Origin of the sequence: Xanthomonas sp. CPBF 426 (assembly GCF_903989465.1) — a bacterium.
Taxonomy (GTDB): domain Bacteria; phylum Pseudomonadota; class Gammaproteobacteria; order Xanthomonadales; family Xanthomonadaceae; genus Xanthomonas; species Xanthomonas euroxanthea.
The window spans coordinates 1,056,331-1,069,916 of record NZ_LR861805.1 but is presented as its reverse complement, the minus strand read 5'-3'; the positions used below and the strand labels follow the sequence as shown (position 1 = coordinate 1,069,916).

12 protein-coding genes and 1 pseudogene are annotated in these 13,586 nt (G+C 66.8%); 9 read left to right on the top strand and 4 right to left on the bottom strand.

Going from position 1 to position 13,586, the window contains the following annotated elements:
• Positions 1-101: 101 nt before the first annotated feature.
• Entirely contained in the window at positions 102-1,043 is a 942-nt protein-coding gene (gene pip, locus H7A87_RS04455; RefSeq protein WP_104585053.1) for a prolyl aminopeptidase, read from the bottom strand.
• A 255-nt stretch (positions 1,044-1,298) separates the two neighbouring features.
• Positions 1,299-2,162: a peptide chain release factor N(5)-glutamine methyltransferase gene (gene prmC, locus H7A87_RS04450; protein WP_119129673.1), complete on the bottom strand. Its 864-nt coding sequence runs from the start codon at positions 2,160-2,162 to the stop codon at positions 1,299-1,301.
• A 200-nt stretch (positions 2,163-2,362) separates the two neighbouring features.
• Between prmC and ahpC the strand changes: the two genes are divergently transcribed.
• The 6 genes and pseudogenes from ahpC (at position 2,363) to H7A87_RS04420 (ending at position 8,605) form a co-directional block, all read left to right on the top strand.
• Positions 2,363-2,926, top strand: coding sequence for an alkyl hydroperoxide reductase subunit C (ahpC, locus tag H7A87_RS04445; RefSeq protein WP_003488826.1), 564 nt, complete (start codon positions 2,363-2,365; stop codon positions 2,924-2,926).
• Positions 2,927-3,142: 216 nt separating this feature from the next.
• Complete coding sequence (gene ahpF, locus H7A87_RS04440) at positions 3,143-4,735, top strand: alkyl hydroperoxide reductase subunit F (RefSeq protein ID WP_104585049.1); 1,593 nt, start codon at positions 3,143-3,145, stop codon at positions 4,733-4,735.
• A 79-nt stretch (positions 4,736-4,814) separates the two neighbouring features.
• Complete coding sequence (locus H7A87_RS04435; RefSeq protein ID WP_024940621.1) at positions 4,815-5,756, top strand: LysR substrate-binding domain-containing protein; 942 nt, start codon at positions 4,815-4,817, stop codon at positions 5,754-5,756.
• Between the two features lie 416 nt (positions 5,757-6,172).
• Positions 6,173-6,614, top strand: a pseudogene (rnk, locus tag H7A87_RS04430) (nucleoside diphosphate kinase regulator); the annotation flags it as partial.
• Between the two features lie 56 nt (positions 6,615-6,670).
• Positions 6,671-7,639: a transaldolase gene (gene tal / locus H7A87_RS04425; protein WP_119129671.1), complete on the top strand. Its 969-nt coding sequence runs from the start codon at positions 6,671-6,673 to the stop codon at positions 7,637-7,639.
• A gap of 396 nt (positions 7,640-8,035) precedes the next feature.
• Positions 8,036-8,605: a type 1 glutamine amidotransferase family protein gene (locus H7A87_RS04420; RefSeq protein ID WP_104585045.1), complete on the top strand. Its 570-nt coding sequence runs from the start codon at positions 8,036-8,038 to the stop codon at positions 8,603-8,605.
• Positions 8,606-8,937: 332 nt separating this feature from the next.
• Here the strand turns inward: H7A87_RS04420 and msrA are convergent, their stop codons facing one another.
• Both msrA and H7A87_RS04410 read right to left on the bottom strand, forming a co-directional pair.
• On the bottom strand, positions 8,938-9,588 hold the full coding sequence (gene msrA, locus H7A87_RS04415; protein ID WP_104585043.1) for a peptide-methionine (S)-S-oxide reductase MsrA: 651 nt from the start codon (positions 9,586-9,588) through the stop codon (positions 8,938-8,940).
• Between the two features lie 82 nt (positions 9,589-9,670).
• The gene (locus H7A87_RS04410) at positions 9,671-10,186 is read right to left on the bottom strand and encodes an SgcJ/EcaC family oxidoreductase (protein ID WP_119129670.1); all 516 of its coding nucleotides are present in this window, start codon (positions 10,184-10,186) and stop codon (positions 9,671-9,673) included.
• A gap of 124 nt (positions 10,187-10,310) precedes the next feature.
• Here H7A87_RS04410 and H7A87_RS04405 point away from each other — a divergent pair, with 124 nt between their 5' ends.
• Genes H7A87_RS04405 through H7A87_RS04395 form a run of 3 tightly spaced genes read left to right on the top strand, consistent with a single transcriptional unit; the run spans position 10,311 to position 13,386 of the window.
• Positions 10,311-11,018, top strand: coding sequence for a response regulator transcription factor (locus tag H7A87_RS04405; RefSeq protein WP_104585039.1), 708 nt, complete (start codon positions 10,311-10,313; stop codon positions 11,016-11,018).
• Complete coding sequence (locus H7A87_RS04400; RefSeq protein ID WP_119129669.1) at positions 11,015-12,925, top strand: ATP-binding protein; 1,911 nt, start codon at positions 11,015-11,017, stop codon at positions 12,923-12,925. The genes H7A87_RS04405 and H7A87_RS04400 overlap by 4 nt, the downstream gene beginning before the upstream one ends.
• Positions 12,922-13,386 (top strand): response regulator, encoded by a 465-nt coding sequence (locus H7A87_RS04395; protein WP_119129668.1) that lies wholly within the window; start codon positions 12,922-12,924, stop codon positions 13,384-13,386. The genes H7A87_RS04400 and H7A87_RS04395 overlap by 4 nt, the downstream gene beginning before the upstream one ends.
• The last annotated feature ends 200 nt before the right edge of the window (positions 13,387-13,586 follow it).

Genomic DNA, 13,586 nt, shown 5'->3' with positions numbered 1-13,586 from the left:
GCGCGACAGGCCGTCCCGTTACCCTACGTCGCGCCCGGGTGGGCTCCTACCGCTGGCGCGCGAGCGCTGCTGCAGCTTCCCGTGCACGCTCCCGGTTGCGCTCAGGCAAACCCATCGGTCGCGCGCACCAGCGCATCGACGTTTTCCGGCTCGAATGCCGAATGACCGGCGGCCGGGCTGACCTGCAGCTGCGCCTTCGGCCAGGCCTTGTGCAGATCCCAGGCGCTTTGCATCGGGCACACCACGTCGTAACGCCCCTGCACGATCACGCCGGGGATATCGGCGATGCGGTGCGCGTCGCGCAGCAGCTGGTCTTCGACCTCGAAGAAACCGCCGTTGACGAAGTAGTGGTTCTCGATGCGCGCGAACGCCAGTGCAAAGTGCGCGTCCTCATGCCCGGTGACGAAATCATCGTCCACATGCAGGAAGCTGGTGGCGCCTTCCCATACGCTCCAGGCCTTGGCCGCGGCCAGCCGCGTGGCTTCGTCGTCGCTGGTGAGGCGGCGGTGGAAGGCGGAGATCAGATCGGCGCGCTCCACCAGCGGAATCGCGTTGATGTAGTGCTCCCAGGCATCCGGGAACAGCCGGCTGGCGCCTTGCTGGTAGAACCATTCCAGCTCGAAGCGGCGCAGCAGGAAGATGCCGCGCAACACCAGCTCGGTGACCTGTTGCGGATGGGTCTGCGCGTAGGCCAGCGCCAGCGTCGAGCCCCAGCTGCCGCCGAACACCTGCCAGCGCGCGATGCCCAGGTGCGTGCGCAGGCGTTCGATATCGGCGACCAGGTCCCAGGTGGTGTTGTTCACCAGATCGGCATGCGGGGTGGAGCGGCCTGCGCCACGCTGATCGAACAGCACGATGCGGTACTTGGCCGGGTCATGGAAGCGCCGCATCTTGTCGTTGCAACCGCCGCCGGGGCCGCCATGCAGCATCACCACCGGCTTGCCCTGCGGATTGCCGCACTGCTCGAAATACAGGGTGTGGCGGTCGTCGACCTGGAGGGTGCCGTGGTCGTACGGCGTGATCTCGGGATAGAGCGTGCGCATGCGTCGGTCCTGCGGGAAACCGCTAGTGTATCGGCAGCCGGCACACCCACGCCGGGCGCACCCACGCGATCAACCAGGCAAGGTGCACGGCGGTACCCGAAGGCCCGGTGCAGCTGATCCAAGACGCCCGCAGGCGCCGCCAGGCAGGCGCGGTCGCCGCCCGGAACGGACTGCCCCCTGCGCCTGGCCCGGGGCAGAGCGCGCCGTCTGCACACACCTGACGACCGCTTTTCACCGTGGCTAGCCTAACTGTGGCTAGCCGCCCAGCCCGTCCGCAGCGCGCGACCAGCGCCCTGACGTCACTCGATCGCGCTGTTCCAGGTCCTGATGGGTCGCCACCGCATCGAAGCCGCGCGCCCGCAGCAGCTCGGCCACCGCCGCGCCCTGGTCCCAGCCATGTTCGAGCAGCAACCAGCCGCCCGGCAGCAGATGCGCGGGCGCATCGGCAACGATCAGGCGGATGTCGTCCAGGCCGTCGGGGCCGGAGGCCAGCGCACTGGCCGGCTCGTAGCGCAGATCGCCCTGGCGCAGATGCGGATCCTGCGCGGCGATATACGGCGGATTGCTGGCAACCAGATCGAAGCGCTCTCCGGCCAGCGGCGCGAACCAGCTGCCCTGCCGGCAGTCGACATTGCGCAACCGGTGGCTGTCGGCATTGCGCTGGGCAACCGCCAGCGCCGCCGCACTGGCGTCGGTGGCGATCACCTGTGCCTGCGGCCGCTCGCTGGCGATGGCCAGCGCGATCGCCCCGCTGCCGGTGCCCAGATCGGCAACGCGGCGGCCAGGCAGGTTGTCCAGGCGCTCGAGTGACAGTTCAACCAGCAGCTCGGTGTCGGCGCGCGGGATCAGCGTGGCAGTGGAGACCGCCAGCTCCAGCGTCCAGAACCCACGGCTGCCGGTCAGATACGCCACCGGCTCGCCGCCCTGGCGCCGCTGCACCAGCGCTTCGAACGCCCGGGCCACAGACGGGTCGACCGGGTCGCGGCCATGCGCGAACAACCAGGCGCGGTCGCGGCCCAGCGCGTGCAGCAGCAGCGGCTCGGCATCGCTGCGGTCGATTCGCTCCACTGCCCGTCGCAACAGTTGCTCGGCGGCAAGACCGTCCGGGTCCTCGCTCATACGGTTCATTCACTCCTGCGCAACATCGGCCGACCATTATCGGAGATGGAATCTGCCCCTGCAGCGGCAGACGCCGTCTGCGCACTCGATAGCCACAGCCTATCTATACAATTCTATCAATCGATTTGAGAAATCTATCGATCCTGCCTACCATGGCGACTGTTCCATCCCCCGTCCCCTTCACCGCACGAGGAAACTCAATGTCTCTCATTAACACCCAGGTCCAGCCGTTCAAGGCGAATGCGTACCACAACGGCAACTTCATCGAAGTCACCGAGGCCAGCCTGAAGGGCAAGTGGTCGGTGCTGATCTTCATGCCGGCCGCCTTCACCTTCAACTGCCCGACCGAAGTGGAAGACGCCGCCGACAACTATGCCGCGTTCCAGAAGGCAGGCGCCGAGGTCTACATCGTCACCACCGATACGCACTTCTCGCACAAGGTGTGGCACGAAACCTCGCCGGCCGTGGGCAAGGCGCAGTTCCCGCTGATCGGCGACCCGACCCACAAGCTGACCCGTGCCTTCGGTGTGCACATTGAAGAAGAAGGCCTGGCCCTGCGCGGCACCTTCATCATCAATCCGGAAGGCGTCATCAAGACCCTGGAAATCCACGACAACTCCATCGCCCGCGACGTCACCGAGACGCTGCGCAAGCTGACCGCTGCCCAGTTCGTCGCCAACAACCCTGGCCAGGTCTGCCCGGCCAAGTGGAAGGAAGGCGCCAAGACCCTGGCTCCGTCGCTGGACCTGGTCGGCAAGATCTAAATCGACCATCCCTTGCGGCCTGTCCTCAGGCCGCAAGGACATCTCCGGCCCAGCATTGGGCCGGGGGTGAACCGGAGCCGGTGCCGGGCTGCCCGCCAGCCATCGCCAGCACGCATTCCCGACATCGCGCCGGCTGCGGTTCATCCCCTCCCCCCGGCGACCTGCCCCACCGCAGCGACGCCACGCCCTCCCCTTGCCCATTCCCAGGAGTTCTCCATGTTGGATGCCAACCTCAAGACCCAGCTGACCGCCTACCTGGAACGGGTCACGCGGCCGATCCAGATCAATGCCTCGATCGACGACAGCGCCGGCTCGCGCGAAATGCTCGACCTGCTCGAGGACCTGGTGCTGCTGTCGGACAAGATCAGCCTGGACATCCACCGCGACGACAACCAGCGCAAGCCTTCGTTCGCGCTGACCACGCCCGGCCAGGACATCTCGCTGCGCTTTGCCGGCCTGCCGATGGGCCACGAGTTCACCTCGCTGGTGCTGGCGCTGCTGCAGGTGGGCGGGCACCCGTCCAAGGCTGCCGCCGACGTGATCGAGCAGGTGCAGCATCTGGATGGCGACTATCAGTTCGAGACCTATTTCTCGCTGTCGTGCCAGAACTGCCCGGACGTGGTGCAGGCGCTGAACCTTGCCGCCGTGCTCAACCCGCGCATCAAGCACGTGGCCATCGATGGCGCGTGGTTCCAGGACGAGGTAGAAACCCGCCAGATCATGTCGGTGCCCACCGTGTACTTGAACGGCGAGTTGTTCGACCAGGGCCGCATGACGCTGGAGCAGATCGTCGCCAAGCTCGATACCAATGCGGCCAAGCGCGATGCCGCAAAAATCGCTGCGAAGGACGCGTTCGACGTATTGGTGGTCGGCGGTGGCCCGGCCGGCTCGGCAGCGGCCGTGTACGCCGCACGCAAGGGCATCCGCACCGGCGTGGCCGCCGAGCGTTTCGGTGGCCAGGTGCTGGACACCATGTCGATCGAAAACTTCATCTCGGTGCCGGAAACCGAAGGCCCGAAGATGGCTGCCGCGCTCGAGCAGCATGTGCGCCAATACGACGTGGACATCATGAACCTGCAGCGCGCCGAGCAGCTGATCCCGGCCGGTGCCGATGGCCTGATCGAGATCAAGCTGGCCAATGGCGCCTCGCTCAGGAGCAAGACCGTGATCCTGTCCACCGGCGCGCGCTGGAGGCAGATGAACGTGCCGGGCGAAGACCAGTACAAGAACAAGGGCGTGGCCTATTGCCCGCATTGCGATGGCCCGCTGTTCAAGGGCAAGCGCGTGGCGGTGATCGGCGGCGGCAATTCCGGTGTCGAGGCCGCGATCGATCTGGCCGGCATCGTGGCGCATGTCACGCTGGTGGAGTTCGACGACAAGCTGCGCGCCGACGAAGTGCTGCAACGCAAGCTGCGCAGCCTGCACAACGTGCGCATCATCACCAGTGCGCAGACCACCGAAGTGCTGGGCGATGGACAGAAGGTCACCGGCCTGGTCTACAAGGACCGCACCGGCGGCGACATTCAGCACGTCGATCTGGAAGGCGTGTTCGTGCAGATCGGCCTGCTGCCCAACACCGAATTCCTCAAGGGTTCGGTTGCGTTGTCGCCACGCGGCGAGATCATCGTCGACGATCGCGGCCAGACCAATGTTCCGGGCGTGTTCGCGGCCGGCGACGCCACCACGGTGCCGTACAAGCAGATCGTGATCGCGATGGGCGAAGGTTCCAAGGCTGCGTTGAGCGCGTTCGACCACCTGATCCGCTCCAGCGCACCGGTCAGCGCCGACAACGTCGCCCAGGCTGCGTAAGCGCACTCGAGTCAGCGCCCGGCCCGGCCGGGCGCTACGCTCCAGGCGTCCCCCGTCACCGCAATGAGGGCTGCTGCACATGAATCTGCGTGACCTGAAATATCTGGTCGCCCTGGCCGACCACAAGCATTTTGGCCGTGCAGCGACGGCGTGCTTCGTCAGTCAACCGACGCTGTCCACACAGATCAAGAAACTCGAGGACGAGCTCGGCGTGCCGCTGGTGGAACGTGCACCGCGCAAGGTGATGCTGACCCCGGCCGGCCGCGAGGCGGCGATGCGCGCACGCGGCATCGTGGCCGAAGTGGAACAGATGAAGGAAGCCGCGCGGCGCAGCCAGGATCCGGAAGCGGGCACGGTACGGCTGGGCATCTTTCCCACCCTGGCGCCGTACCTGTTGCCGCATGTGGTGCCGCGGATCCGCGAGCGCTTCCCGCGTCTGGAACTGCTGCTGATCGAGGAAAAGAGCGATCAGCTGGTGCACCAGCTGCGCGAAGGCCGCCTGGATGCGGCGCTGCTTGCGCTGCCGTTGCAGGATGAGCAGTTGCATGCCGAATTCCTGTTCGAGGAACCCTTCGTGCTGGCCGTGCCGGAAGGTCATCCGCTGTCGCGCCATGACAGCATGACGCTGGACGATCTGTCCGAGCAGCGGCTGTTGCTGCTGGAAGATGGCCACTGCCTGCGCGAGCAGGCGCTGGATGTCTGCCATCTTGCCGGCGCCCTGGAAAAGTCCGAGTTCCAGGCCACCAGCCTGGAGACGCTGCGCCAGATGGTGGCCGCCAACGTCGGTGTGACCTTGCTGCCGCTGCTGGCGGTCAAGCCACCGGTAGCACGCTCGGAGAACATCCGCCTGATCCGCTTCCGCGAGGACAAGCAACCCAGCCGCCGCATCGCCATGGCCTGGCGCCGCAGCTCGGCCATGACCGCGTTCCTGGAGCAGCTGGCGCAGTTGTTCAAGGAGTTGCCGGAGAGTCTGTTTACGCTGGACCAGCCGGCGACGGGTCCCAAGGCGGTTGCGGCCTAGGAATCGGGAATCGGGAATCGGGATTCGGGATTCGGGATTCGGGGATCGTGTCACGGCTGCGGTTGCTTGGCGTGATGCGTTTTCACTTGCTAGTGGACAGAAGCGACGCGCAAGCGTCGTTTTTTGTTTGGCCGCTGGTGACGATGTGATGCATCTGGACACGGCCGGCAGCTGCGGCGTCATTGACGTGCGACGGACTCCATCCCGTCGCAGGGCGCTGACGCGCGCGGCGTGTGCTGACGCATTGCCGCGCTTGCCTGATCCCTGGCCACGGCCCGAAACGCGCGGTGCCGCGCCGGCCTCAACGGTGGCATGCGCTGCCCCATCTCGCCATGCATTGCGATCGGGCAGGGGCGCCCTCATCTGGTGAGTGACGCTCACCATGTCGGCGAGCGGTAGTCGTCAAGGAGATTGCCATGACTTCGCAGCACCACAGCGGCTTGCCGCCGTCCATCCTGGTTTCCAGCCATGACCTCGCCCGGCTTGAGGCCCTGCTCGATTCCCCCGCATTCAACAAGCACCCGGCCGCCACCGCGCTGAGTGACGAACTGGGCCGTGCACGCGTCGTGCCGCCCGACCAGATTCCCGGCGATGTCGTCACCATGCACTCCCGCATCGATTGCGAAGATGAGCTGCATGGCGAACGGCATACGCTCACCCTCGTGTATCCGCACGAGGCCGATGTGCAGCACGGCCGCATCTCGGTGCTTGCGCCGGTCGGCAGTGCGCTGCTCGGCCTGTCGGTCGGCCAGAGCATCGACTGGCGCACGCCCGACGGGCGCAACCTGCGTCTGCGCGTGAGCGCCGTGCACGATCAACATGCGCTGGCCGGCGCCTGACTTCCCACGCCAGGCGCGCTACCGTAGCGCGCTGCGTCCTATCCACGACCCGTTCCACGATTCGAGAGAACCCGCATGACTGCATCTCCCTCCAAGCTTGCCCAGCTGCGTGACCTGTCCGTCGTCGTTGCCGACACCGGCGACTACGACGCCATCAAGCGTCTGAAGCCGGTCGACTGCACCACCAATCCCACCCTGGTCAAGAAGGCTCTGGACCTGCCGGTGTATGCCGATCTGATCGAGCGCGAACTGGCCTGGGGCCGCGAACATGGCGGCGAAGACCGCACCGCCACCGTCAACGAAGTGGCCGACCGCCTCACCATCGGTGTCGGCGTCAAGCTGGCCGAACTGGTGCCGGGCCGTGTCTCCACCGAGGTCGATGCCGACCTGGCGCACGACACCGAGGCGACCATCGCCAAGGCGCGCAAGTTCATCGCGATGTATGCCGAGCGTGGCGTGTCCAAGGACAAGATCCTGATCAAGATCGCGGCCACCTGGGAAGGCATCGAAGCCGCCCGCCAGCTGCAGCGCGAAGGCATCGACTGCAATCTGACCCTGATCTTCAACCGCTCGCAGGCGCTGGCCTGTGCCGAGGCCGGCGTGTTCCTGATCTCGCCGTTCGTGGGCCGGATCCTGGACTACTACGTCGCCCAGGGCCAGACCCCGGCCAGCATCGACGAAGACCCGGGCGTGGTGTTCGTGCGCACGGTCTACAACGAGTTCAAGCAGCGTGGCTCGTCCACCGTGGTGATGGGTGCCTCGTTCCGCTCCACCGCGCAGATCGAAGCGCTGGCCGGTTGCGATCGCCTGACCATCTCGCCGGAGCTGCTGGAAAAGCTCGATGCCGAACACGGCCAGCTGACGCGCAAGCTCTCGCCTGCGCAGGCCGACAACGCGCAGATCACCCCGATCGACAGCGACCGCTTCGCCACCGATCTGGCGGCCGACCCGATGGCCACCGAAAAGCTGGCCAGCGGCATCGACGCCTTCGCCAAGGATCTGCAGGCACTGCGCAAGACCATCACCGACAAGCTCGCCGGCTGATTGCAGCGCCACGGGTCGCACCGACGACGCCTGCAGCCTCCTGGCTTCAGGCGTTTTGGTTTGCATCGTCTGGCTGCGCGACATGCTGACGCCACGACGCGTGGCGATGCCGGCCGATCGATGGCTTTCTCGAAGGCGAATACGCCCGTTCCACCGCGGCCATTCTCGCCCGGCTCGGCGTGCGAGACTGGCGCGGGAACTGCATCCGGCCAAGGGTGGCCTTGCCGGGCATCGCTGAGCGTGCGGGCATGTTGACGCCTGCGCGGCCGCCGCCGGGCTGCCAAGCGTCTGTTTGGTCTGATCGGTGCGCGCATCGACGTCGCTCTCCACACATCGCTTACACCCGCCCGACCCGCACTGCCTAGAATCCGGGTTCCTCAACTGGCGTAGCGGACAATGGCAAACATTGCAGTGGTGATGGTCGACGGCGTGGCCGACTGGGAAATTGGCATCGTCCTGCCGGCGGCGCGCGAATGGTTCGGCGACCAGGTCGCCATCGCCAGCATCGATGGTCAGCCGGTGCAGTCGATCGGCGGGCTGCGCATCACCCCGGACTTCGCCCTCTCCGATCTGGCGCCGCTGGATGCCGATCTGTGGATCCTGCCCGGCAGCGAGCGTTGGCAAGCCGGCGAAATCCCCGGACTGAGCGGCCTGCTGGTCGAGCGCGTGCAGCATCAGCGCCCGGTCGCCGCGATCTGCGGTGCCACCATCGCCCTGGCCTATGCCGGCCTGCTCGACGAACGCGCGCATACCAGCAACGCGCTGGCTTTCCTGCAGGAACATGTGGTGCCTTACGCCGGTGCTGCGCAATACCGGCACGAAAAGGTGGTGACCGCCGATGGCGTGATCACCGCACCCGGCACCAGCCCGGTCGGCTTCGCGCTTGCCTGCATGCGACTGCTGCATCCGGAACGCACCGACATGCTGGCCCAACTGCGCGGCATGTTCGCCGGCGAGTTCGTCTGATCCAGCGGATTCAGTCGCACCCGGCGCATTGGCTGCGCTGACTGGATGGAGCGGGTCGCCGCACCGATCCATTGCACCGATTGGCCGTCAGGATTGACCGCAATGATCCGCCGGGCCGGTTCGCCGCTCGGCCACCCGCAGCGGTGCCGGCGCGTCTTGCGTACGCCCCACACAAAAAGATGGCCACGTCGTCTCCGACGTAGCCATTCGAGTTGCCTGGCATGCACTCCCATGCGCTGCCTGATCGTGAGAACGCTGCCGGTCACTGTTGGCCATCGGCACGCCGCCACGATCACGTGGATGACAGCGCTTCAATCCGGCCCGCCTTTCCGTCAGGCATCCAGCCCGATCGGGCAGCTCACTCCCGTTCCGCCAAGCCCGCAATAGCCATTGGGATGCTTGGCGAGATACTGCTGGTGATCGTCTTCGGCGTAATAGAACGTGGGCGCCGGGAAACGGATCTCCGTGGTGATGGCGCCATACCCGGCGGCGTCCAGCTGCTGCTGGTACGCATCGCGGCTGGCTAGCGCGGCGTCGTATTGCGCCTGTGTCGTGCAATAGATCGCCGAGCGGTACTGCGTGCCCACATCGTTGCCCTGCTGCATGCCCTGGGTGGGGTCGTGGCTTTCCCAGAACGTGCGCAGCAGTTGCGCGAACGACACCTTCTCTGCGTCATAGACCACCAACACCGCCTCGGTGTGGCCGGTCTGCCCGGAACACACTTCGCCGTAGGTGGCGTTGGGTGTTTCGCCGCCGGCATAGCCCACTGCCGTGGTGTACACCCCTGGCAGGTTCCAGAACTTGCGTTCTGCACCCCAGAAGCAGCCAAGCCCGAATTGCACCTGGGCCAGGCCGGTGAATTCCCCGCGCAACGGATGGCCGTTGATCAGGTGGGTGTTGTGGAGCGGTAGTGCCTGCTCGCGTCCGGGTAACGCCTCGCCCGGACGTGGCATACGTTGTTTGAAAGCGCCGATTCCCAGCATGGTGCAACTCCGCAATCGTGAGGATTGCCTGCTGGATGGCGCCGGCCGTAGCGGCTTTCAAGCCACTACGGCCGATGCGGCATCACTTCCTGGTCAACGAGGCGGTGGCGGTGTCCACTTCCGGCATCGCCGAGCTGTGGTGGTTGATGATCAGCCACTTGCCGTCGCGCTTTTCGTACACGAAGGTGTAACGCGCCTGCACCTTGCTCTTCTTGCCGTCCTTGTCGGTCAGCGTGAAGGTATAGACGCCGGCATCCACTGCGCTGTCGTCATCGAGCACGCGCACGGTGCGGTAGTTCACCACGCCCTGCGGCTTCTTGGTCAGGAACATCTCGAAGTACTTTTCGATCTGCGCGCGCGAGGCGCGTACCTCGTTGGAGACGGTCGGCAGCAGCACGCCGTCCGGCGCATACAGATCGGCCACCTTGTCCGGATTGCCGGTGGCCAGCGCCGCGTTCCAGGTGTCGAACAGGGACGCGACTTCGCGTTCTTCGCCGCCTGCCGGCAACGTGGCCTTGTCGGTGTAGTGCATCACGCCGCCAGCCAGCACCGGGGTGGCAGCCAGAGCCAGAACCAGAGAGAACAGAGTGCGACGCATGGGAAATCTCCGTGTGGTGGATGGGGGTGCCTCATCGGGCAAGCGCAGTATCGAAACCAAGCGGCCCCAACAATTCTGCCGGGTGGCATATACTCAAATATGCTGATCGGCCTAGAGCGAACCTATGGAAACCCCTACCAACGCTGGCGATTGGCGCCTGACGCTGCGACGCGAGGCATCCGATAGCGCACGCTGGCAGGCGCTGTGGGAGGCGGCGGTGGCGCTGCGCCAGGCACAGACGCCGGAGCAGGCCTGCGACGCGGTGCTGGGCCGGGTGCTGCTGTTGCTGGGCCTGGAACATGGCGCGGTGCTGGCCCAGCGCGGGCCGCGCGCGCAGGTGCTGGCCAGCCGCGGCCGCGCATTGCCGCCCGGAGCCAGCGCGGCCGGCGACAGCCATGAGGCCGCATGGCTGATGCCGCCGCGCCCGGCCGATATCCGCGAGGCCAAGATGCCGATCCATGCGCTGGGCAGCACCCTCGGCATGCTGTGCGTGGCCTGGAACGACAACCGTCCCGCCCCCGGCAACGATGACGTCCAGGCGCTGCAGGCCTTCGCACTGCTGCTGCCGGCGATGGTGGCCGAACCGGCCAAACCGCTCGCCACGCGTCGGCGCAAGCCGGTGCAGGACGACCGCCTCGGTACGCTCAGCAAGCGCGAGAAACAGGTGCTGTCACTGCTGCCGCGCGGCCTCACCAATGCCACCCTGGCAGCTGAACTGGGGATTTCTCCCGGCACGGTCAAAGTGCATGTGGAGCGAATCCTGCAGAAACTTGAGGTAAAAGATCGCACCCAGGCCGCGGTGTACGCGGTCCAAGCCGGACTCGCGCTATGAATGCAGTGGCGGTGCGTTGGAACGATTGGCCGATCACCCGCAAGAGCCTGGCGGTGGTGACCCTGCCCTTGCTGCTGCTGGCGGTTGCGTTGATGGCGATCTACAGCGTGGAGCGGCAGAACATCGCTGCCGAAAACGATGTGCGGCAGACGCTGGAAGTGCTGAGCGATCTGTACGAAGCCCATGCGCTATTGGCCGAAACCGCAGCCGGCGTGCGCGGCTATCGGCTGGTGCGCCGCGATGAATTCCTCACCCCGTACCGCGATGCCGAGCCGCGCCTGCAACGGGTGGCCGAGCGGCTGTCGCAACGCATCACCGACCCGGGGCAGGCGCAGCGGTTCGCGCGCATCAAGCCCTTGTTTGCGGAAAAGATGCAGGGCTGGCGCCGTCTGCTGGCGCCGGATCTGAGCCGCGAGGAAGAGATCCGCCAGCTGTGGGACGGCAAGTACAAGCTCGACATCCTGCGTGCCGAACTGCGCGAACTGCGCAATTACGAAACCGCGCAATTGCAGGTGCGTACCGCCAAGGCGCAAGGGCTGCGCCAGCGCAACCTGATCATCACCCTGAGTGCGGCAATGCTCGGCGGCCTGGGCGCGGTGTTTGCGGTGGCCTGGTTTGCCTCGGCGCTCTCCGGGCGCCTGCGCACGCTGGCCGCCAACGCCGACCGGCTGGGCGAAGGCCTGCCGCTGGCACCACAGCCGCGTGCCGGCGATGAGCTGGGCCAGGTCGGTCAGCGCCTGGCCCAGGCCAGCGAGCTGCTCGCCGCACGTGCGGCCGAAGCGCAACTGGCGCGGCGCGAGGCGGAAACCGCCAACCGCGCAAAGACCGAATTCCTGTCGCGCAGCAGCCACGAATTGCGCACGCCGCTCAATGCGATCCTGGGCTATGCGCAGGTGCTGGAAATGGATCTGCCCGAACCCGGGCACCGCCGTCATCTGCAGCATATCCTCGGCGCCGGCCGGCACCTGCTGGGGCTGATCACCGAGCTGCTGGACATCGCGCGCATCGAGGCCGATCAACTGGACCTGAGCCCGGAGCCGATCTCGGTGCGTGCGGCCGTCCACGAGGCCCTGGGCCTGATCGCGCCGGACGCGGACAAGCACGGCATCGCGCTGCAACCGGCGGCCATCGACGGGCCGTGGACGGTGCGCGCCGATGCGCAGCGGCTGCGCCAGGTGCTGCTCAACCTGCTGTCGAATGCGGTCAAGTTCAACCGCACCGGCGGCCAGGTGCAGGTGAGCGCGCAGCCGGATGGCGAGCAGGTGCGCATCACGGTCGCAGACCAGGGCGCGGGCCTGACGCCGGCGCAGATCGAGCGGCTGTTCACGCCGTTCGAGCGGCTGGGTGCAGAGCGCTCGGCGGTGGAAGGCACCGGGTTGGGCCTGGCACTGAGCAAGCGGCTGATCGAGGCGATGGGTGGGCGCATCGGCGTGGACAGCAGCCGCGATGGCGCACGCTTCTGGATCGCGCTGCCGCAGGGCGAACCGCAGCGCCGCGAGCCGGCGCGCGCCAGCGTGCCGCCGAGTAACACGGGCAGCGGCGTGTGCCGGCTGCTGAGCATCGAGGACAACCCGTCCAACCAGGCCCTGATCCGCACCCTCAGCGAACGTCGCCCGCAATGGCAGCTGCTGGAGGCGGCCAGCCTGGCGCAGGCGCGCGAACTGCTGCAGCACGGTGTCCCGGACCTGATCCTGCTGGACCTGCATCTGAGCGATGGCAGCGGCGAAGACCTGCTGCGCGAGCTGCAGGCGCAGCCGGCCACGGCCGGCGCGCCGGTGGTGGTGATCAGTGCCGATGCCACCACCGCCACCCTGGCGCGGGTCGGTAACCAGGGCGTGCGTGCGTATCTGACCAAGCCGCTCGACGTGGCGGAATTCTTCACTGTGATCGACGGACTACTGGCATGACACGCGACGAAATCCTCGGCTCGCGCATCCTCATCGTCGACGACGAGCCGGCCAATGTGCGGCTGCTCGAAGACCTGCTGCAGCGCGAAGGCTTCCAGCAGGTCATCGCCACCACCGACCCGCTGCGGGTGATGGGGCTGGTGTCGGCATTCGCGCCCGACCTGATCCTGCTGGACCTGAAGATGCCCGAGCTCGACGGCTACGCGCTGCTGGAACAACTGGCGCGGCTGTCCGATCCGGGCCACTTCCTGCCGGTGATCGTGCTCACCGCCGACCCCAGCCGCAGCGCGCGCCACCGCGCCCTGGGCCTGGGTGCCAAGGACTTTCTGACCAAGCCGCTGGACACCTTCGAGGTCGCGCTACGGGTCTGGAACGTGGCCGAAACCAACGTGCTGTTCAAACGCCTGCGGGCGCTGGCGGCGCCGGAGGCCGCGCCGCCCGGGTGGCGTCAGCCAGGATGATGGGTGCACGTCGTAGGAGCGCACCGGGGCGCGACGAGGCTTTCCCGGTAACGCCCGTCGCGCCCCGGTGCGCTCCTACGACTGGTACTGCGCTACAGCGCGGGTGGCCTCGCCGCACTGACCGAGGGCCGCCAACGGGTAGCATCAGCCGGGATGATGCGCGCCATCAATCCCGAGCGCCTACCAGCGTAGGAGCGCAC